The sequence below is a fragment of the Candidatus Thermoplasmatota archaeon genome (genome assembly GCA_038884455.1).
GTDB lineage: Archaea > Thermoplasmatota > E2 > DHVEG-1 > DHVEG-1 > JAWABU01.
Genome location: JAWABU010000033.1, coordinates 1 through 19,511 on the forward strand (window position 1 = coordinate 1; position 19,511 = coordinate 19,511).

Consider the following 19,511-nt stretch of genomic DNA (forward strand, 5'->3'; position numbering starts at 1 on the left):
CCCCACAATGGTCTGATTCTAACATACTGAAACGGCAACGCAATCAATTGAAAAATCTTATTTCAATCCCACAATGGTCTGATTCTAACAACAAAAGATGTGTCGTGTAAAAGATGTGGATATGCAATTTCAATCCCACAATGGTCTGATTCTAACCTTTATCATCTTTCAAAAGAGCTATCTCTGCATCAGAATTTCAATCCCACAATGGTCTGATTCTAACCCAGCGCTTTTTTCCTAATGACAGTGCGTATTCCTAACGCAAAATAAACAATAAATATCATCCTTATATTTAAGATGTGAGGATACTTTTTCGTGGATCTTTATAAAGAGAAGACACCATCAAACATCCACGAAAAAATAGAAATGATTTGAACATCGATGCTTCTTTTTTCCTAAATGATTTCAGAAACATCGACTTTGCTTGTTCCAACTTCGATCATCTCGAGGTATTTATCACTTCGTAAAACATAGATACGAACAGAATCCTCAGATTGATTAATGAGTTCTTGTACAGCATGTTCGACGATAGATAATTCTGATTTTGTCAATTCTCCCTCAAAAACCGAATTTTGAACCCAGTTAAGATACTGTTTCAAAAAAATCCGAACTTTGTTCACCCGATCGACATTCACATCATAGACAACAATAACATACATACTACCACCACATCACAAGCGGTTTATACTTTTGGGTGCCGAGAACGTGTTTCACAAGCTTATAGAGTTCTAAGCGAATGAGACGTTGATATGAAACCTCTCGACCAAGACCTTTATGCTCAATAGTCCGTGATAATCGTTCATGGTACTCTTGCAAAAATTTTTTTCGTCCTGACTCTGAAAGAAGCATATTACCAATGTCTCCAGAAAAATCTGTTTCGTCTAACATATTTTTGTTAATGAGTTTGAAGATCACTCGGTCAACAATGATGGGTTTAAATATTTCAGCGACATCAAGAGACAGTGAAAATCTTCGTTCAAAGGGTTCGTGAAGAAATGATATCGTTGGATTGAGTTGTGTGTTGTATATCTCGGATAACACAGTCGCATACATGAGTGAATTGCCAAAGGAGAGAAGCGTGTTTGTTTTATTGTTTGGTGGTCTTTTCACCCGTTCACCAATCTGAAATTCCGCAGGGAAGATACAGTCCAATGCACTGTAGTAGAAATCCCTGATATGACCCTCAACACTCATAATCTGTGGAATAGTCGTATATCCTGGTAATTGACCAAGTTCGTGTTCGATTTTTTCAATATAACTGGTAAGTGAGTTCGTGTCTTTTGAGTAATAGTTGAGATTTCTCAAAATATTCTTTGCTGCTCCTTCGACAAACAATTTGGCAAGTATGCTTCGTCGTTCTCCATCAAGGTAGTGTTCTGCTTGTTTGATGGTGGCATCACCAGATACCAAGGTTTCACGGGGATACAAACTCCCTTCATAAAACCCATAGCTATTAAAGAAATGAATGGGAACACCGTTCTTTGCAAGATAGGAAACAACACCAGAAGTGAATGACAGGTTTCCATATGCGTAGATTGCATAGATTTTTTGGATGGGGAGTGCTCGTTGTTCTGTTTTATCAATAAAGTATACTGTGTTTTCTTTTCGTCGAAGAACCCCGTCTTTGGTGATATAGTAATTGGTTTTCATTCATTCGCCTCCGAAACAGAATTCATAATAGCTACATTTTTTACAGAGAGGTCTTTTCATAGGAGATGGCATCTGACTGGAAACGAGGGCGAGGATTTCTTGGATGAGTTTTTCCAGCTCACGTTCTTCGCTATCTCCAAGATGAAGGATTTCTTTTTTCTTAAGCAAGGGGTAATCAAGAACGCCGATGGCCGAGACCCCTCGTTGTTTCAGGTAGTAAAGGTAATACAAGAGTTGCCAGCGGTGCGCTACTTCCATTTTCCGTGATTTTTTCACATCATGAATTTCAATCCCATCATGTTTTTTAATGAAATCGACCGCGATCACATCATCGATGATGATGTTTTTCTTTGTTCGTTCATAGCTAGTTTCATGGATATGTTTTCCCATGGAGACTTCATCGCTTTCTTTTTCCATTTGAATATGATGAGAAAACAGCCACAATTTCGTTGTACAGATAAAGTAGTAGTTGATCTGCGTTCCCGTTACTTTTACGTCGGTGTGTGATATCATGGGAGAGGATCATACCAGTATCATTTCCATCGGTTTTAAGGAATCGTATAGAAACTCTCTACTGCTCATGGGGGCTGATTATGTAAGATATCAATGCATGAACGGTGCGGACTTGTCGCAGCAAAGGATATTCTGGCAGGGATGGTCCGAGCAGAGTATGGCTCGTCCATACGTGGTCAACCCTTAATGAACGTTAAAGATACTAAGAACACAACACATACTATTGATCATAAAAATATCTGGTGATCTGTGAATATCTCATCCTCACATCACGAAGGATGATCGGTAATTATAACAAGAGGAGTTCTCATTGCAGGCTGTGTCTATTTCTGATGGTATCTATGAGAGTTCCTGATTTTACGGGATAGATTCTTTGGTCATTTTTAAGAGTTTGTCCGGTGTTATGACTTCTACTTCTTTTGTATCAAAAGATGCTTGTGTTATGATTGCTTTTCTGCAATCCAAGCGTTCTGTGTTTTTCAGAAACGTAGAAATCTCTGTTTTTTTTACCTGTTTTGCCCATTTCACTTCTCCAGCAAATATGATACGATTTCTCCTGGCGATCAGGATATCGATATCGTACGTATTTGTCATAAAATATCGAAACGTACCGTCAAGCAGTTCCGCCATGAGTTCACCGATGAAGAACTGGATGTGCAGGGGCATTCGTTCTTGGATGATTTCTTTTATTAAAGACGATGGTGTGTTCTCAATGTCATATTTTTCATCGATGTAATAGTACAGATCCATAATTTTGGATTTTACAACATAGTGATATCCCTTCGTATCATGAAGTGGTATTCTCTCGAGAAGATCCATTTCTTCCATGATTTTTACATACGGTCGTACTAACGAAGGATCATTTGCACCGATAAGTTTTTTCGAAAATAACTGGTCACTGACTTCTTTTAATGTGTTTTTTCCACTGGCAATGGACCGTAAGATGCTTTCGTAGACATTGGAGAGAAATCGGTCTTCAGATAGGAACACCTCGCCAATAAGCGCAGGTATGGCACTTCGTGAGTAGTCCAGGATATTCAGAATGGTTTTTTCAGGGTTTGTATCGAGATACCGAAGCGTCCAAGGATCGCGTAGATAGGGAGAAAGCATGAGTGCATGATCCACTGGCATACCTGTTGATAACGTTTGAAAGATGTCTTGTGGAGAAAGCAGGGAGAGACGTATTTCTGAGAGTAGTCCTAAAAGAGGTGATTTTTTTGATGTGAGATCCTTTGCAACATGCATGGAGGACCCTAGGAGGATGAGTTTCCCCTTTGGATATTGCATCTGCAAGGATTCAATAAACTCTGCAGGGAGACGTTGGAATTCATCGACGATTACTGTTTTTTCTTTCGTCAATTCTTTGAGGATGAGTTCTACTACTTGATCGTAGATATCTGTTCTTTCGAACGGGCCTTTGTCGAAGAGAGCACCTCCCCCTCTTTTTACCAAGACATAAAGGTCGTGGTCTGTGAATGTTCGTACGAGAAACGTTTTGCCAACTTTTCGTCTTCCATAGAGGAGGATCCATCCTTTTGCTGCGTTTATTTTTGTGACTTCTTTCCGATGAACCGTTATGGGGGGAATCATGGTTACGGGAATGGTTATTCCTATATAAAAAGGTATGTCTCGGGGGGAAACACATCCACTGCATGAATGGAACTATCAGAAGCACACGCTGAGTAGGGAGTTACACTCTCCAACAATATACCGCCAAAAAAACAAGGAAAGATCAACCGGTTGTTACGGAACTGTTTCCAATCGTCGTTTCTGCATCTGTGTTAACCTCATCTTCTCTTTATAGCGACGTGCTAGCTGAAGCAGGATACCTCGCCGTTCTTGGTCCAGTTCCCTTGTATTTGATCGTTGAGAGTGCAATCTCATCAAGATCCTGGAGAATATCGATTTTATCCCCCGTGGACATCATGTCAACATCACTGAAATCGTCTTGAATACCCTCAAAATAGTGTTCGACTGCTTCCCCAGCAAACTGGAGCACACGCTGCGTATTCGCACCAGATACATCGAATGTATCAGGAAGCACGTGTTCTTTCAAATACTGGAGAAGATCTGCTTGAGACATATCTCACTATTTCCTAATCAGAAGTTTCGTATATTATCCAGTTTTTACCTTCTGTCTTTTTGGAGATAGGAAGTAAATAGAATTTTTTTACGAGAACATCTCGCTTTTTTGAACTATATGGATTTATATCTTTAAACTTTATATTTTTATTAGAATTCAAATCTTTCGTTGGGATTAGAAGTATATTCCTTTCAACTTTTTCTAACATTTTAGTCGGCTCGATACAGTTGGATAAAGGTTCTTCCTCTTGAATTTTTAAACAATAAACTAGAGAATCGGATGTACCTAAGTATCTAACTCGTTTAAGAATATCCTTTAACAATTCTTTATTTTTTTCAGGCACTTCAATAAACATGACAAAAGATTCTGGTAAATGCAGATAACCTCTGATTCCGTATGTAAAACTGAGTTTTGTTGCACATTTTTTACAAAGATGTGCTCCATCTACGTCCCAGAGCCTGTTATTTGTTTTTCCGCACTGACTACAGGTGCCGATTAATTTGGTTTTTATTTTAGGATCAATTTGTTTTAGTCTTTTTATAAGCAGGTTGGATATTGCAATTTTTTTTGGAATTTTTATTTTGATTTTAGCATTTTTTATAAGACCAAAAATTTCCTCTCCAAAATCTAAATCCCTTGTTGTCTCTATGGCCGTAGCTACAATTGCCAATTTAATTGCAGATGGGCCAAGTAATGGAGAGCACAATGCATAAGATGGTGAGGGATAGTCTGGTATTCTATAAGACAACAGACTCCCCACTTCATATTCTGCCTTTAGCCATACCATAATTCTCACTTAATAGCGTCTCTCAATTGGAGTTTGTAAGGCGTATACTTCATTAGGTCCCTTATTTTGGCAGTAAATTGTTGTAAATTGTCAAATTTTTTAGCCTCAAATGTATTATTTCCAATATCGGTGCAGATTTCCTCTAATTGAGTTATATAATCATCTTTCAGAGGACTGATTACTGGTGCAGGATAATTTATTTTGGAAACTACAATGACTCCTTTGAAATCTTCAGTGTGGGGTAGTCGTGTTGTGGTCATCGCACCTTCAATTCTTAGAAACATCGCCTGATAAGCTTTAAGTGCAAGTTCGTATCTTGATCTCCTTACCTCTTCATCTATATCATACTGCAAATTTACATTATTTAATCCGATTTTCCAAGGTTGAAAGACAGAAATTATGGCGTAAATCCCTGATCTCGTTGGTCTGTGGTAAACCATTTGAGCTGTTTTAACAGGTAGATGCTCTTCACAATACCACTTCTTATCGATTTTGTATAACTTGCTTTCATCTTGTTGGGTTATGCATTCTTTTATAGAACATTTCTCGTTGTCCCATTTGTTTTCTTCTTTCTCCTCATCTATTTGTAAAAATTGTTCGTGGACTGAATGCCTTGCATGAGTATGTATGTCTTTGTGAATTGGATGGATGCCGAGAGCCCAACCGAATTCTATAAGAGATGGTCTTGCGACAGTCGGTTTTTGAACCAGAAAACCATGAATATCACAGAGTTCGCAGTTAAGGGCTTCTTTTATTGCGCCATCGGGACTTTTTTGATCTCTTACGTTTTGATTTCCATCGGCTCTTTCAGGTTTACACTGTCGACATGCCTCACAAAAATTCTCTTTAGAGCTTTCGAGCGCCCACATCTTTTCAGTGTGCATGTGCTTGAGCATTTCTCCAGATATTCCATCTGTTTTTGTACCGTCTGCTAACACTACGACTCGGGGTTCTGTTACGTTACCTACCGTTCCCTCATTATTTAGAGAGTGAAGGTTCCACGTAGCTCTTCCTAAAATTGCTAATTCATATATTACTTTATTTGTCATTTTTCTCCATCTCCTCAATTTCATCCGATTTTGAAGATTTGACCAGAGCATGTGCTATAATAGCTGCTCTTACAGGTTTTACTCCATATTGTTTTGCCAAATTCATTATTTCCTCAAGGCTTTTACATTCTGGTCTCTTTATATGATACTTACTTGCATATGTTTCAAATCTTCTTAAAAATCGTTTTATTGTTTCGCCAAATTCTTCCGATGTCTCAACATAATCCAACTCAACCAGAGATGCATAATCTCTATTTCGTTCATCTCTTATTGCTTTTCGAAGTGCTGAACCAAAATCTTTAACACCTTCGTTTGAAAAAATCTCGCTTAAATTTATTTCAGATATATTTCATCACCTCTGCCAACATTTTTTCTTCATACAATTTTATTTTTATATCCTTTGATATGTGAAATCGTAGATGGATTTTAAGGTAGCGCTCTAATGTTACCATGGAAGGATGTGTGATAAATTCAGACAAGTAAATCGCCATATCTTCATACCCTTTAATATTAGCTACTCTGAATAGATCAATCCATATGTCGAAAATTTCTCCAGCGTTATCAGAATGACTCAGATTATTGAGAAACTCCAAAGGATAAATTCCCCCACCAAATGGCTTCATTTGTTGTCCGGTTCCTGCCATTACACTATATATTAGTGATGAAAATTTTGGTGTGAACAACCGGCTGCTTTTCTGAATATCATATGTTTTTTTTGCTATATGTACAGCAGTATTTGTAAGTGTAGCCAACACACCTGCTTTACTTCCTCTTGCGATTTCATTTATTTTGTTTTTAAGATCTTTGATATCTCCCATTCCACCGATATTCACGCCTTCTTTTCCGGGATGCAACATAATAGAGACTTTTTTGAAGTCGTTTCCTTTTCCGCTCCATTTCCATATGGTAAAGTGCAGGTGTCCTATCGTCGATAAAACAAAATCTTCTCTAGGAACCCATAATTGTTTTCCTTTACTGTAACTGCTCAGTCTAATATCCTCTCTCAAGCCTTTTGCACCGCCTATCTCTAATGACTGCAATAATGTTTCACCATTTCCTTTAGAATTTAGAAATTGTGGTTCGTTCAGGTTTTGATATTTTTTGAATATTGCCTGAAGATTCTCTTCTTTTGAAAAAAATTCGATAATTTCTTTTATTTTTTTCTCCCGCCGCGACGTCCCCTTCAAAGTTAAAAATACGCTATCCCAATCTAAGTCAGTACCTGTTAAAATAGATAATTTTCCAATATTCCTTATATCAGATGTTTTTCTTGTCTCGACGAAGAAATAATGCCCAAAATCTCTTACTATAGATTCACTACTACTGAGAATATTTGTAATATAACCTAATCCATACGCTCTGCTGAGATCATACATTGGCATTCCTGATTTAGGTACATAATACTGCATTTATTCCACCTTGTGTAGCAGCCCAATCAGACAATCTAAGTATTTTTGAAATAAAGCAATAGAATTTGTAGGGAATAATATTTTCTTCCTGCGATATATCTATGAATGGAACCTCTAATTCTCCATTATTTTTGCTAGATGCGATTATTCGTTTTTGTAGATCAACATCTGAAACATCTGGCAAAACGTTAATTATTGTTTCACCCCAATTTTTCACGAAATCGTAATTCATGTATTCTGTTGCTCGCAGAGAATGATGATGGGCAATAGCCAAATAAAAAGGTATTCCTATTTGTTTGCCCCAATTAGCAAAAACTTTACTAAGTGATACTGCTGAGACAGTTGCATGAGGTATTCCAATTTGTGTTATATCTGTCTTGTTGGAGTGAGCAAGGGGGGTTATATCATCCCAACCTACTTTTTCCTGCCACCTAATATTTAGTTTTCCTATGTCATGAAGAGTTACTGCAACTCTTATTTTATTGATCAAATCTCTTTGAGTCAGATCAAAAGCATTAGCGAATTTATCGATTACGAAACTGAATCTTGGAAGGAAATAATTGTCAAGGACATTTAACGTCTTTCTTGCGTGTTCAGACCAAGATTCTTTTTTTGTGTAAAAATATTTAATTCTTTCTTCCATTATTTTTCCTTCAATTTTATTAAATTGACAGCCACCTTTATGCAGCAAGGTAAGGCCACTACGTGAGTCGTATTTTGCCCCTTTAGTTGATACGATATACATATGGAATGGCATGATCTCTGAGCAATTAGTGATTGGTGTGAGAATATATTTAATTTCGTAATCATCTATAACATTACTCTCTTCTATTTTTAGTACCTTTATGTCATTCTCCAATAGTCTCTTTGTGCAGGACTGGAATACCCAAACATTCAGATTGATCTTTTCTAGTTTGATCACGTCATCCTTCAGATTTTCTGGGTTATCGTGAATACTTACACTGCAAGTGTACGCTTCTCTAACTGATTGCTCAGCGAGATTCTTATTGCCTTCATATGCTGCGCGTGCCAAAGTGCCCAATACCGCATATCTTTTTGCTTCGGTTAAGATGGAAGTATAATATCTAGTAAGGATATCGTTGATGAGTTTACGCTCTAAATCCCATGTTAGTGTTTCTCCTTTGTGCTTAATAAGTTCTTTTTTTGTATGATCTATGATTTCTTTCAATTCATTGGTTCTATAAGGACCATAACTATCCATATTAAATACTATAAAATTACCATTTCCACCCCATCTCGCGCATCTTCCTGCTCTTTGGATTAAAGAATCTATAGGAGCCAATTCAGTCAGTATTGTGTTAGCAGATATGTTTATACCGACTTCAACGACTTGTGTAGATATTAGAATTACATGTTCTTTATTTCCTCTCGAGAAGAGATCTGATATTTCTCTCTCTATCTGATTTCTATCTTCATCTAAGAATCTGGAGTGCACTAGTATAAGTTTTGCATCGGCAATTTCCTCGCGTAATATCCTATCTTCATAGTTTTTATGTAAATCGATAAACAGAGTTTGAGCTTTGTCTACTGTGTTACAGATAACTATGAGTTTTCTATCATTGAGGGAATTGTAAGTTCTAATCATTGTATCAGGAGTTATTCTTTCAGATTCATTCAGTCGTACATGTAAAATTACTTCTCTATTTTTTCTCGATTTTATTTGATCTTCATTTTTAACTTCCATCTTTGTCACTTTGTCATAGTTTGGTTTTATAATATTGGTCTCTATTTTTTCTACTAATGCCGATGGAAGAGTAGCAGACATTATACATACTGGCATCTTTAATTTGGATGAATGGTCTATTAAGGTAATAGCCGTCTGCAGCCCTCTGTTTGGGTCGAACGTATGTATTTCATCGAAAACTAAGAAAGCAGAGGAGACTCCTCCAGCAAATATATTTCCTCTCCTTATCGGAGCATTCAAAGGGGTACATATATAAGCACCTACCGTCTGGTCTATAGTAGTAACAATTATATCTTCATCAAACAGAAGACTTTCTACTCTTTTACCATGATGAACTGCTACAGATTGATTTTTAAAGGCAGCATATTTTAGTGCCCTATCAGACAAATTTTCTATCAATGTTCTGGTAGGTAGCGAGTAAACCATTTGGGAAGGTAATTTGTCATTCTTTGACAAAATAAAAGGGACTAAAGCAATTTCACTTTTCCCAGATCCTGTTGGGGCAGTTATTACAATAGAATTACCTGCAACAATCGATTCAAGACATTCTTTTTGGAAATCATATGGTTGGTATCCCGTAATTCTTTCAAAAAAACGTATATGCTCCATATCGCTCTCTTTATATCAATTGTATTTTCTCTATTTTTGTAGTATCCCTGAGCCACTGCAACGCTTCCTCATCCCAGAATCTACCGAAACACCGCCAGTACTCATACGCCTCGTCCCAACCACCGACCGTGATATACCCAGGCATATCACTTTTTGGTGGTTTATGATTCTTTTTTAACAATTCTTTCGCTATCTTTGGTGAATATTTCACAGCTTCTAATAATTTTCGCTTCGCCTGATCATACCTCCCAAGACGAAACAATGCTAAGGGAAACCCGTATAAGACCCCAGGTAAACCATCACCAGGATATTTCCTCCCTAACAAAACAGCTTTCTGATACTGCTGCGTCTCCAAATACCGACCCATGAGCAGCTCACGCACCCCTTGGTTATCATCTGGGTTATACGACAAGAGTTCCTCAAGCAAACACGTCGCTCTGCCTGCATCACCAGCATCGTGCACCGCCAGTGCAAGACCATGAAGACACCGCAGAAACGGACGGTTCTCCAGCCATCCCCACTCAAGACGATCACCAGGAGCAAACGTTTTTGGAAACGCCTGTCGACCAATCGCAACACCCTGTTCCCACAGCTGCAACGCCTCTGTCTTCTTTCCTTGTTCATCAAGAATGATCGCGAGATGATGCAATGCATCAATATGCAACGGTGCTTTCCGCAGCACATCACGGAACAACTGCTCCGCCCTCCCAACAGCTCCTTGTTCAAGGAACTCACACCCGTCATCAAAGGAATCATACACATCATCAAACTCCAGTGGTTCAAGAAACATCCATTCATGATCACCGACTGATTTCATCAACCATTGCCCCCGCCGTCCCTCACGTTTCTGTCTCCGAGAACCAAGAAGAAAATTCACCATCTCCACGATAGGGAGATCAGCACCATCTTTATTGTTGTTCACTCTTTTTTTCTTTGATTGCTTTTTCATCCTTCAGATTCCTCCGTGTTTCAACAACATCTACACATCCAAACCCCATCGCATTCTTCTCACCAAAACCTGCATCATACGCAAACCGAAGCAACTCTGTGCTTGCATCAACGGTAAACGTCATCAACGAGCAGCGCCTGGGCGTCGCACCCAGACCACCACCGATCACAATCCGTTTCGGTTTCCAAGACTGAACAGAAAGAATCTCAAAATGATCACACCGTGGTTTCTCCCTATAAAACTCAATGTACCGTTCCACCAGATTTTGATGCATATTCTCATGAAATTTCCCATCAGTAGGATACAAATCCCATTCAACCAACATGCCGTTCTTTTCGCGTTGCGTCTTGAGAAAAATCGGACTCAACGTCTTAAAAACACAGGGACTCCGAAACTCTTTATCCTGTAAAATCTCAATTCCAGTCACCACAAAATATGCCCCGTACAACTGAAACTCTGGTTCCTGCAACAACCCTTCAGCAAAACTTCGTACAAACTCAACATCAGGGGACGACAGAAAGAAATAGGCATCACTGAACTGCAAACCACCCTTTGCCTTCCTCCGTCTGGGAAAAACAAAATTCGAAAACGTATACAACTTAAACCCATCGGTTGCATGCGACGCATTCGCTAACCGTATGTTCCCAACAGCAAGCTTCCGATACAACATCGATGCCAACGCATATTGATAATCAAAGGGAAGGATACCGGACGTGGTTTTGTGAACTTGAATTTTTGCTCGCATATATCACAAATCCTTTGCGTAGATATATCAAACGAAAGGAGTATTCTATTTAAAAGCGTTCATGAAGAAACCGGGCAGAGTGGAATCTCTGCTGCGAAGCGATGGAATCGTTTCAAAGCATCACGTTTTTGATGTTCGCTGATGCGTGCTTGTCGAACAGCCTCATGGATCATATCAATTGACTGTTGATAGGTAGGCTGATCAACAGGAAATGGAACACCATCTTTACCACCATGAGCAAAGGTATATCGAATTGGGTCTTTCCATGATGGAGGTTCGCCGTAGATCAAATCAGCGATTAAGGCAAGCGCCCGAACCGTTGCTGGTCCGACACCAGGTAGAGCGATGAGTTCTTCATAGTTGTGCGGGTGAACATCGTAGATTTCTTGCATCAGCTGCCAATTAATATTGCGTGGCATATGTAAATATTCTATAGATGTTTTATTATGCTTTGGGGACGTCCAGTCATCAAGGGTTCGCTGATGAGCAGGTCGCAGTAGTTCTGCCCAATCGTGTTTGAGATGAGAGGGATGATCATTGACGAGATCAACAGAAATTTTTTGTGTCGAGATACTCTGTGATGCAGTCATGTCGAGCACCCCCAGTTGTGTCTGATCCCCCACGATAGCGGTATGCGGTTCGCAGATGAACTTGGTAACATTTTCAGACAACCAGTGGTATCGTCGCGCATATGCATGGTCGTTATTGAGTCCCTGCTGGATAACTGCCCACCTGCCGGTTTCTGAAAAAATTATCACGTGATGATACAACTTGTAGCCATCTTGAACAGCACTGCTGTCAACCTTTGCAGACATCCGACTTGCATACTGGATCTGCTGAAGTGTTTGTGTGGAAAGCGCATAGCGCTCTGCGAGACGTTCAATATCATTGAGGGTATTTCGTGATGCTGTTCCTTTGCCACCAGCAACTCCCAGTCCGAGATTTTCTTTGTTCAATGCTTCTTTCAACGCACCACAGGTAACTGTTGTTGTTCCGCTTGAATGCCAATCAAACCCAAGAACACAGGAGAATGCTTGGAACCAAAAAGGATCAGAGAGACGTCGGAGTACTTCATCAATACCATATTCATAGATGAGCATTTCAAGAATACCCTGGGATAAGGTAACCATTTTTTGAAATAACCATCGAGGTGCCTTCCCTGGATGGAGTGGAAGATGTGCGATGCCGGTTTGTACCATTCAAAGAAGGTGAAACTATAATGAATGATTTTAAATGTTTGATAGGATCATTGAAACTATTCACAAAAGCTCCATATTCGAATACATAGGTTTTTTTAGGAGAACTGTATTTAAGATGCATCGGCAACATCAGTCGTCAACCAACAGTATGGTGGATATATGGAACAGCCAGAGTTTTCAACATATATGAACCGGTTCAACCAGCAACTTCAAAAATATTTTCCCAGAAGTCATGAATGGACGCCGGTTGATGATGCACTGTTCAAACCTCTTGATTTGTTCCGCATACCGATCAAAGAAGCACACGAACTCCAACTTGCTGCACTCAAATACACCTTCTACCATCACTATACGAATAATCCGATGTATCAAAAATTCTGCAAAGAACATACCATTGCACCATCTGATATTAAAACATCTGATGATTTGGTGAAAATCCCGCTGATCCCTGATAAATTCTTCAAAGATTACCCATCAGGTCGTGATTTTGCAACCTGGCTTGGAAACATCTACACCGGCGATCTACCGAAAATTCGAATCACCCAGCAAGAACCAACCTTTGACGAGGTGATTAATGCCTTCAATGCTGCAGGGATGGCTGTTGCGTACAGCAGCGGCACCAGCGGCAGGCACACCTTTATCCCTCGTGATCAACGTACCTTTAACCTTTCAGAGTATGCAATTGCAAAATCAATCATCACCATGGTATATCCACTCTGGGATCCATCCATGTCTGGGTATGTACTCATGCCAAATCCGCTGAAAACCAATGTGTATGCAGGTAAGGTTTGTTCTGTGTATTTTGATGCAATTAAAGAAGTTCGAGTTGCTATTGACCGTGAGATCACCACGGAACTTATTCAGATGACGATGACGGGTAAAAAAGGATTAAAAGCAGCAGTAGTTGCCCGGATGGTACGGCGAGCAACGAAAAAGATGATTGCTGAGATCATCGCATGGTTGGAACATCATGCACAAACTCGTGAAAAAATTGCGTTAGTTGGTGCACCGTTTATTCTGTCACAAGTGATGGAAAAACTTGAAACAGAAGGAAAACGTTTTGAGTTTGGCGAACGTGCAGGCGTTGGAACTGGTGGCGGGTGGAAGTTGTATGAGGATCGACGTATCCCTGTGGTCGAGTTCAGACAACAGGTTGAGAAGATTCTTGGAATCCCTGATCATCTCTGCCTTGATGTGTACGGCATGGTTGAGGGAAACGGCTGGATGGTTCACTGCCCTGAAGGACATTATCTTCATGCACCCTATTCATATTACAAACCAATGGTGGTTGATGAAGAAAATAAGCCAGTTGGGTTTGGTGAATGGGGACGTTTTGCATTCCTTGATGCTGCAGCACTCAGTTATCCAGGGTTCATAGTAACCGGCGATAAGGTTCGTCTTCTTGAACACTGTCCGGTTTGTGATCGACCTGGACCGGTGCTTGACCCTGAAATCAAACGAATACGCGGTGAAGAGATCCGCGGGTGCGCTGAAGAAGTTCGCCGTATGCTTGCTCCCGACTAACCAGGAGGGTACGAAACGTATGATGACGCCTTGGATGATGAAACAACGGGAATATATCCCACCGTTGATTATGGTACAGTTGAATTTGAAAGGACTGTTTTCACTTTCAAAAATATTACTGAAGAATATCAAACAGATTCAACAACTCCAACAACAGGCAAAGCATAACGTATACCATCGACCGAAACCGAACTACACAATTCCTTCATTTACCTCTGAAATGAAAATCATGAAAAAAACTGAAAAATATCTCCGTCCAACCTTGTTTTGTAATTGCGAAGCACCTGAGGTTGTTGCTCTTGCCTACCACCTTGGTGCCTATAAAAAATCTGACCGAGAATTTGCTACTGCTGCATTTGAGTTTGCAAAACGAGAAATCATTCTTGAGATTCATCCGCTTGACGATGTTGTGCAGGTGTTACAGCGAGGAACCGGGACCTGCATTCATAAAATCTCAGTCTTTATCGCTCTGTGTCGCGCTGCAGGCATCCCAGCTCGGTATAAGTTTTATGCGTTGACGATTCTTGACAACTGGCTAGGTCCATCATTTGAACGGGCACCGCTCATGCGTCAATGGTACGACGCGATGGGGTTTTTCATGATGCATGGACAAGGAGAAGTGTTGATTGATGGAAAATGGATTCCTGCTGATGTTGGAGCTGAACCTGCCCGGCAAGCTGCAGCAGGGTTACCGATTACAAAACTTGGTGAAGAGTCGATTGGGTTGTGGTTGTTTCCGCTTCCCGGTACGATTATGAGTCGAGAGTCGATCCCCCTAGGTCTTGGTCTTGCATCTCAGGTATTGATGCGGCGGGTGGTTCCCAATTCAGTTGCTGGGATTAACATTGGTATCCTTGAGCAGATCGAACAAGGGAAAAAAATCATTGCAGATGCTGGTGGAGAACAGGCCTATGATGAAATGGCACGGAAGAAACGACGGCTTCGTGACCCAACTGTCCATCTGGAGAAGAAAAACGGAATTCTGTTTGGAGATGAATAAACAATGAGTGAAAAAAATATATCGTATGAGATGTCTCGAGGACGACGCTATGTGATCTTTATTGTTTTTTTGATGGCACTCGTCGCCATTATGGATCAGTATTTGTCGTTTATTGAAGCAACTATAATCCCTGATATTACCCATGAATACGGGGTTTCTGCCTCTGAATTTTCCTGGTGGGAGGCAATCTATTTTATTCCAACGTTTTTTATTTTTTTACTCAACGGGTTAACTGACATTATTGGAAGAAAATATGCGATATTGATTCTGATTTTACTGATGGGTTTTTCTTCACTTGCTGTTGTGGTTGCAACTCCTTCGTTTCATCTGTTTATGGTATGTCTTGGGATCATTACGTTTACCACGGTTTCAAATATGTGGACGATTCCAGTCAGTGAAGAAGCACCTGCTGAGAAACGAGCAAAAATGGTTGCTATCGTTTACGCAGTCAGTTTGATTCCGTTTGCTGCGATTTTACCGATTATGATCAATCGTCTCGGCCTTGGTTGGAAATGGATGTATGGAGTTATGTTCCTTTTCATGATCCCGGTCGTGATCTTATGGTTTTTTATGAAGGAAACGTATCGTTTTGAACAGGTACGAGAAGAACGCAGAAAAGGTATCAGAAAGAAACACCTCTATGGTTTAGGGATTATCAACAGAGCTGATGTGAAGTATATTGGTTTTTCAGCGGTTATTTGGATGTGTTGGCTGGTCATTTCCCTCATCGGAGGAAAGTGGATTGGATACTACTTCCGGGAGATCCATGGATACTCGGTTGAATCATGGTCAATGATTTTCCTTGGAATTCTGCTTTTAATGCTGGTCGGTAGTCTTGCCGGCGGATGGACGATGGATCGAATCGGACGGAAAAAAGGATTGCTGATCGGATGTAGCGGCCTTGGTTTGTTCATGGGGTTACTTGGATTTGTTCCTATAACGATTGCGCAGATTGTTGCGCCGGTGACTGGTTTCTTTATGGGATTTTCGTACATCTGGATTATCGTGTATATCCCTGAGATTTTCCCAACAGATCGACGGGGTGCCTGCATGGGATGGACGACGACGATCGCTCGGGTTTCGTATGTTGCTGGACCGATGTTTGCCGCCGTGTTGTTAACCATGTTTCCTACGATGGATTACTTTTGGATCTGCGCAGGGCTGGTCATGATCATTCCGATTGTCTTGGTTTTTGTATTTCATCCGTATGAAACGAAAACTAAAGAGCTTGAACGCATCGAAGTGGAACGAGTACACGGTTAATCTTTCAGATAATCGGACAAGAGATGCACCATAAATTATTTATAATATAATTGATAAGTATAATAGTACGTGAATAATTATGGTGCTTGTTCTTCAACGTAAAGATCAAACAAGTATTGTCTGCCGACCGGCGATCAACAAACGTTCTGTTTTCATGAATAAAGGAAAAACACTGCAGATGATGATTGCTGTGGGCGCAATTATAACCGGTATTTTACTCATCATCCATTAGAAACTAGTGCATACGACCCCGATATCATTTGAGCATACAAGTACTTGAAGCAGTGGCTGCTCACCAAATCATTGTAGGTATTACGTTGTACATATTTTTATACCTTCTTTTTTTCTGACGAAACCTATATAAAACAGGAATGACTAATAGTAACATAGTGACAGAGTATCAAGGATTTCTGAGACGATGATTAGCATTAAAATGTACCGGCAGGGCGAGGATCTTGTCATTGGCGCCTGTGACGAGGAACTCCTAGGAAAAAAATTCACAAAAGGAAAACTCCAAATCGACTGCTCGCGGCAATTTTATGATGGAGATCGAGTTTCAATCAAGGCTTTTGAAAAAATCATCACAGATGCAACAATTGCAAATTTAGTTGGCAAGAAAACCGTGTCTAGTGCAGTGAAACTTGGTTTAATTGATCCCCAGTGTATTCTAACCATCAAGGGTGTTCCTCATGCCCAAATGATTCGAATGCTATAACTTCCTTTTTATCCCAGTATCTCAGCAGCAAATAGCAGATTTTGTGCAGATGGAATGACTGCAGATTCAAGAGAAAAGCTGGCTTGTCAAATCTTTACAACGAATTAGAATACGACCAGAAGCACATATAACAAAACTTGTAGGTGATCCTGGATATAAATTACGCGTGGGCGATTATAGAGTTATTTTAGAAATTGAAAAAGAAAAACTAGTCATTCTTGTTTTAATCATCGGTCATAGAAAAAACATTTATGGAAACATGTAAGGTGCTGGGTGTAGGCCGTAAGCCTCTTTCTGTTTTTCATTTGTTTTTTAACATCTCAATTTTTTTCACCATGTTATCATAATGAGTGCCCATCCAATATATTTTACAACATTTTGGACATAGGTGAAAGCAGGTATGTTTTTTGAAAATAGAATCAGGAACTTTTCCTATCACTTGTTGTTTGTCGATCGGTTGAAGAATCGAATTACACAACACACACCTAGTGAGTACATACTGCTGATCATATGGTAGTCTTTGAAGAACTGTCTGTAATTGTGCATCAACGTTTGTAGTCGGAAGAAATACTGAAGGATGATGATATTTTTGTGCCTTCTGATAAAGGAGTTTGTCTCGAGTAATAAGCAATCGTTGTTCTTTGAGTGCAGTATCAAGTAACGATTCATCAGAGATGGTTTCTGAGATATAGATGGTATCAAAACCTAAAATCCGAAGCCATGTCGCAAGCGACCCGAGCATTTGATCACAGATAATCTTCATACTCTCATGCAAATGTATAGTGCACTAGTATCCCAGGTCCTAACGTTTTTACTGATTGAAGTTTTAAAACAACAGCTTCCTGATGCTGAGTTATTCCTGCTCCGTGCACAAGGGTCGGTGTTTTTTTCCCCCCGACAACAAGAGGTGCGATGTAGACATACATGTCATCCATAAATCTATGATTCAGGAAACTCCAAATCACTGTTCCGCCGCCTTCAACTAAGAGTTTGTGTATCCCCCGATCTACCAAAATCTGCAGCAGATACGCAAGATCAACATTCCCTTCAACATCAGCAGGGCAGCCAACGACGTCGACGTGTTTTCCTGGGAATTTTTTTTCATATCCTTTGGTGGTAACAATCATGGTAGGAGCAGCATCGTTAAGGACGAGGGCAGTCGATGGTATTCTACAGGTACTATCAAGAATAACTCTGAGGGGTTGCCGAGGGTTTTTCACATAGGTTTCTTTCACGGTGAGTTTCGGATCGTCGGTGAGAACGGTGTTAATCCCGACAAGAACTGCGTCGCAACTATGTCGAAGTTCATACATACGTTTGAGGTCTTCTTCGCAGGAGAGCCGTAGCTGTTTCCCATTCGGTAGTGCGGTTTTTCCATCAGCAGACATCGCACAATTAATGATAATGTAGGGTCGTTGCATAATTCAACTCACTGTGGATATTGTGGACAATCTTTTTTCTGTTCAGGGCAGATGTTTTTGGTTTTACACATCGGACCTGCATGTTGGAAAATTGTTGGTGCGACTTTTTTAACCTCGGCAAGCATTTTTTGTGCAAGTTGTCTGATTTCCCATTGTGCATGCTGACAGCATCGAAGTTCAAAAAAATGTAACAGTGACCGCGCATTCATCGTCACAATGATATTGGTACAAGCAGCATTCGGTAGAACATATCTGCTATCCTCAGCAGGTATGCCAAGTGTAAGGAGTTTATTGTACTCATCCCAGATGCGTTGCATAGTTTCTTCATATGCTTTTTTCATTTTTTTATTTCGGGCGATCGTCGGTGGAATAACATAGTTTGGCTCTTTCAGATTAACGTATCGCTGGCTTTGCTGTGCATAGCTTGCAATACGATGTCGTACAAGCTGATGGGTAAGTGACCGACTGACATCGCTGATTGCAAATGTAAAATACGTATGTTCAACAACGCTCGTATGACCTAGGTGCATCACTTGTTCTAACACCGGTAATAATTCTTTTACTGAAAGTTTTTCAAGTTCTTCGGGCTTGATTTTACTATGGGTAAGTTTTGCTGCCAGTGCCGGTATTTTTTCAGGGTTTGGTGTAAAACTGATGAGTTTAACATTCATATGTCATCTCCAAGACAGGGGCAATTGACTGTAGCCGTTTAAGGATTGTGCTCAGTCCTGTATCCTATAAGAAATCTTGTGAGAGCGATCTGAGGCTACATCCCGAAATGAATCCATAAATTCAGCATAACGTCTCATTTTGCTGTGAGAATCACGCACAGCAAACAGAAAAAATCATAATTCAACAAGCTTTTTTACAGATTTTTTCAACAAAACCAT

The 19,511-nt window shown here is 40.0% G+C and carries 23 protein-coding genes and 1 CRISPR repeat array; of the genes, 7 read left to right on the forward strand and 16 right to left on the reverse strand.

Translation table 11 applies throughout. From position 1 onward, the window contains the following. A CRISPR array of direct repeats spans positions 1-223; the repeat unit is 23 nt; unit sequence TCCCACAATGGTCTGATTCTAAC. 172 nt (positions 224-395) lie between these two features. From cas2 to cas4, 3 genes are read right to left on the reverse strand one after another with little or no spacing between them, the layout of a single operon-like run. Further along, positions 396-659: a CRISPR-associated endonuclease Cas2 gene (gene cas2 / locus QXL17_06485; GenBank protein ID MEM4258778.1), complete on the reverse strand. Its 264-nt coding sequence runs from the start codon at positions 657-659 to the stop codon at positions 396-398. A 1-nt stretch (position 660) separates the two neighbouring features. Further along, on the reverse strand, positions 661-1,650 hold the full coding sequence (cas1b, locus tag QXL17_06490; protein ID MEM4258779.1) for a type I-B CRISPR-associated endonuclease Cas1b: 990 nt from the start codon (positions 1,648-1,650) through the stop codon (positions 661-663). Then, positions 1,651-2,163: a CRISPR-associated protein Cas4 gene (gene cas4 / locus QXL17_06495; protein ID MEM4258780.1), complete on the reverse strand. Its 513-nt coding sequence runs from the start codon at positions 2,161-2,163 to the stop codon at positions 1,651-1,653. 93 nt (positions 2,164-2,256) lie between these two features. Between cas4 and QXL17_06500 the strand changes: the two genes are divergently transcribed. Further along, positions 2,257-2,409 (forward strand): hypothetical protein, encoded by a 153-nt coding sequence (locus tag QXL17_06500; GenBank protein ID MEM4258781.1) that lies wholly within the window; start codon positions 2,257-2,259, stop codon positions 2,407-2,409. A gap of 111 nt (positions 2,410-2,520) precedes the next feature. On the opposite strand, the gene QXL17_06505 is transcribed toward QXL17_06500, so the two are convergent. The 10 genes from QXL17_06505 to QXL17_06550 all read right to left on the reverse strand — a co-directional run bounded on the left by QXL17_06505 (position 2,521) and on the right by QXL17_06550 (position 12,698). After that, a complete protein-coding gene (locus QXL17_06505; protein ID MEM4258782.1) occupies positions 2,521-3,753 on the reverse strand; it encodes an AAA family ATPase in 1,233 nt (410 codons plus the stop codon). 208 nt (positions 3,754-3,961) lie between these two features. Then, the gene (locus tag QXL17_06510) at positions 3,962-4,246 is read right to left on the reverse strand and encodes a hypothetical protein (GenBank protein MEM4258783.1); all 285 of its coding nucleotides are present in this window, start codon (positions 4,244-4,246) and stop codon (positions 3,962-3,964) included. A 13-nt stretch (positions 4,247-4,259) separates the two neighbouring features. Beyond that, positions 4,260-5,033: a hypothetical protein gene (locus QXL17_06515; GenBank protein MEM4258784.1), complete on the reverse strand. Its 774-nt coding sequence runs from the start codon at positions 5,031-5,033 to the stop codon at positions 4,260-4,262. 5 nt (positions 5,034-5,038) lie between these two features. Beyond that, on the reverse strand, positions 5,039-6,082 hold the full coding sequence (locus QXL17_06520) for a DevR family CRISPR-associated autoregulator (GenBank protein MEM4258785.1): 1,044 nt from the start codon (positions 6,080-6,082) through the stop codon (positions 5,039-5,041). After that, complete coding sequence (locus tag QXL17_06525; protein MEM4258786.1) at positions 6,072-6,311, reverse strand: hypothetical protein; 240 nt, start codon at positions 6,309-6,311, stop codon at positions 6,072-6,074. Before QXL17_06525 ends, QXL17_06520 begins: the two co-directional genes overlap by 11 nt. A gap of 109 nt (positions 6,312-6,420) precedes the next feature. Then, positions 6,421-7,491, reverse strand: a complete 1,071-nt coding sequence (locus QXL17_06530; protein MEM4258787.1) for a hypothetical protein — start codon at positions 7,489-7,491, stop codon at positions 6,421-6,423. Next, complete coding sequence (cas3, locus tag QXL17_06535) at positions 7,472-9,805, reverse strand: CRISPR-associated helicase Cas3' (GenBank protein MEM4258788.1); 2,334 nt, start codon at positions 9,803-9,805, stop codon at positions 7,472-7,474. The genes QXL17_06530 and cas3 overlap by 20 nt, the downstream gene beginning before the upstream one ends. Before the next feature lie 10 nt (positions 9,806-9,815). After that, positions 9,816-10,754, reverse strand: coding sequence for a tetratricopeptide repeat protein (locus tag QXL17_06540; GenBank protein MEM4258789.1), 939 nt, complete (start codon positions 10,752-10,754; stop codon positions 9,816-9,818). Further along, positions 10,714-11,499, reverse strand: coding sequence for a CRISPR-associated endoribonuclease Cas6 (gene cas6 / locus QXL17_06545; GenBank protein ID MEM4258790.1), 786 nt, complete (start codon positions 11,497-11,499; stop codon positions 10,714-10,716). The genes QXL17_06540 and cas6 overlap by 41 nt, the downstream gene beginning before the upstream one ends. A 59-nt stretch (positions 11,500-11,558) precedes the next feature. Beyond that, a complete protein-coding gene (locus QXL17_06550; protein ID MEM4258791.1) occupies positions 11,559-12,698 on the reverse strand; it encodes a DUF763 domain-containing protein in 1,140 nt (379 codons plus the stop codon). 159 nt (positions 12,699-12,857) lie between these two features. On the opposite strand from QXL17_06550, the gene QXL17_06555 reads away from it, so the two are divergent. The 6 genes from QXL17_06555 to QXL17_06580 all read left to right on the forward strand — a co-directional run bounded on the left by QXL17_06555 (position 12,858) and on the right by QXL17_06580 (position 17,465). Continuing rightward, complete coding sequence (locus QXL17_06555; GenBank protein MEM4258792.1) at positions 12,858-14,222, forward strand: hypothetical protein; 1,365 nt, start codon at positions 12,858-12,860, stop codon at positions 14,220-14,222. A 19-nt stretch (positions 14,223-14,241) separates the two neighbouring features. Further along, the gene (locus QXL17_06560; protein MEM4258793.1) at positions 14,242-15,222 is read left to right on the forward strand and encodes a transglutaminase family protein; all 981 of its coding nucleotides are present in this window, start codon (positions 14,242-14,244) and stop codon (positions 15,220-15,222) included. A 3-nt stretch (positions 15,223-15,225) separates the two neighbouring features. Next, on the forward strand, positions 15,226-16,485 hold the full coding sequence (locus tag QXL17_06565; GenBank protein MEM4258794.1) for an MFS transporter: 1,260 nt from the start codon (positions 15,226-15,228) through the stop codon (positions 16,483-16,485). Positions 16,486-16,564: 79 nt separating this feature from the next. Then, the gene (locus QXL17_06570) at positions 16,565-16,717 is read left to right on the forward strand and encodes a hypothetical protein (protein ID MEM4258795.1); all 153 of its coding nucleotides are present in this window, start codon (positions 16,565-16,567) and stop codon (positions 16,715-16,717) included. Between the two features lie 186 nt (positions 16,718-16,903). After that, positions 16,904-17,200, forward strand: coding sequence for a DUF424 family protein (locus QXL17_06575; GenBank protein ID MEM4258796.1), 297 nt, complete (start codon positions 16,904-16,906; stop codon positions 17,198-17,200). 127 nt (positions 17,201-17,327) lie between these two features. After that, positions 17,328-17,465 (forward strand): type II toxin-antitoxin system RelE/ParE family toxin, encoded by a 138-nt coding sequence (locus QXL17_06580; GenBank protein MEM4258797.1) that lies wholly within the window; start codon positions 17,328-17,330, stop codon positions 17,463-17,465. A gap of 36 nt (positions 17,466-17,501) precedes the next feature. Here the strand turns inward: QXL17_06580 and QXL17_06585 are convergent, their stop codons facing one another. The 3 genes from QXL17_06585 to thyX are packed head-to-tail and all read right to left on the reverse strand — an operon-like array spanning position 17,502 to position 19,292. Then, on the reverse strand, positions 17,502-17,963 hold the full coding sequence (locus QXL17_06585) for a Mut7-C RNAse domain-containing protein (protein MEM4258798.1): 462 nt from the start codon (positions 17,961-17,963) through the stop codon (positions 17,502-17,504). A gap of 4 nt (positions 17,964-17,967) precedes the next feature. Further along, complete coding sequence (locus QXL17_06590; GenBank protein ID MEM4258799.1) at positions 17,968-18,621, reverse strand: 2,5-diamino-6-(ribosylamino)-4(3H)-pyrimidinone 5'-phosphate reductase; 654 nt, start codon at positions 18,619-18,621, stop codon at positions 17,968-17,970. Between the two features lie 8 nt (positions 18,622-18,629). Beyond that, positions 18,630-19,292, reverse strand: a complete 663-nt coding sequence (gene thyX, locus QXL17_06595; GenBank protein MEM4258800.1) for an FAD-dependent thymidylate synthase — start codon at positions 19,290-19,292, stop codon at positions 18,630-18,632. Positions 19,293-19,511: the final 219 nt, after the last annotated feature.

Bases quoted from the DNA above. Each gene is read 5' to 3' on its own strand.
- cas2 (MEM4258778.1), bottom strand. From the start codon at position 659: ATGTATGTTATTGTTGTCTATGATGTGAATGTCGATCGGGTGAACAAA.
- cas1b (MEM4258779.1), bottom strand. From the start codon at position 1,650: ATGAAAACCAATTACTATATCACCAAAGACGGGGTTCTTCGACGAAAA.
- cas4 (MEM4258780.1), bottom strand. From the start codon at position 2,163: ATGATATCACACACCGACGTAAAAGTAACGGGAACGCAGATCAACTAC.
- QXL17_06500 (MEM4258781.1), top strand. From the start codon at position 2,257: ATGCATGAACGGTGCGGACTTGTCGCAGCAAAGGATATTCTGGCAGGG.
- QXL17_06505 (MEM4258782.1), bottom strand. From the start codon at position 3,753: ATGATTCCCCCCATAACGGTTCATCGGAAAGAAGTCACAAAAATAAAC.
- QXL17_06510 (MEM4258783.1), bottom strand. From the start codon at position 4,246: ATGTCTCAAGCAGATCTTCTCCAGTATTTGAAAGAACACGTGCTTCCT.
- QXL17_06515 (MEM4258784.1), bottom strand. From the start codon at position 5,033: ATGGTATGGCTAAAGGCAGAATATGAAGTGGGGAGTCTGTTGTCTTAT.
- QXL17_06520 (MEM4258785.1), bottom strand. From the start codon at position 6,082: ATGACAAATAAAGTAATATATGAATTAGCAATTTTAGGAAGAGCTACG.
- QXL17_06530 (MEM4258787.1), bottom strand. From the start codon at position 7,491: ATGCAGTATTATGTACCTAAATCAGGAATGCCAATGTATGATCTCAGC.
- cas3 (MEM4258788.1), bottom strand. From the start codon at position 9,805: ATGGAGCATATACGTTTTTTTGAAAGAATTACGGGATACCAACCATAT.
- QXL17_06540 (MEM4258789.1), bottom strand. From the start codon at position 10,754: ATGAAAAAGCAATCAAAGAAAAAAAGAGTGAACAACAATAAAGATGGT.
- cas6 (MEM4258790.1), bottom strand. From the start codon at position 11,499: ATGCGAGCAAAAATTCAAGTTCACAAAACCACGTCCGGTATCCTTCCC.
- QXL17_06550 (MEM4258791.1), bottom strand. From the start codon at position 12,698: ATGGTACAAACCGGCATCGCACATCTTCCACTCCATCCAGGGAAGGCA.
- QXL17_06555 (MEM4258792.1), top strand. From the start codon at position 12,858: ATGGAACAGCCAGAGTTTTCAACATATATGAACCGGTTCAACCAGCAA.
- QXL17_06560 (MEM4258793.1), top strand. From the start codon at position 14,242: ATGATGACGCCTTGGATGATGAAACAACGGGAATATATCCCACCGTTG.
- QXL17_06565 (MEM4258794.1), top strand. From the start codon at position 15,226: ATGAGTGAAAAAAATATATCGTATGAGATGTCTCGAGGACGACGCTAT.
- QXL17_06570 (MEM4258795.1), top strand. From the start codon at position 16,565: ATGGTGCTTGTTCTTCAACGTAAAGATCAAACAAGTATTGTCTGCCGA.
- QXL17_06575 (MEM4258796.1), top strand. From the start codon at position 16,904: ATGATTAGCATTAAAATGTACCGGCAGGGCGAGGATCTTGTCATTGGC.
- QXL17_06585 (MEM4258798.1), bottom strand. From the start codon at position 17,963: ATGAAGATTATCTGTGATCAAATGCTCGGGTCGCTTGCGACATGGCTT.
- QXL17_06590 (MEM4258799.1), bottom strand. From the start codon at position 18,621: ATGCAACGACCCTACATTATCATTAATTGTGCGATGTCTGCTGATGGA.
- thyX (MEM4258800.1), bottom strand. From the start codon at position 19,292: ATGAATGTTAAACTCATCAGTTTTACACCAAACCCTGAAAAAATACCG.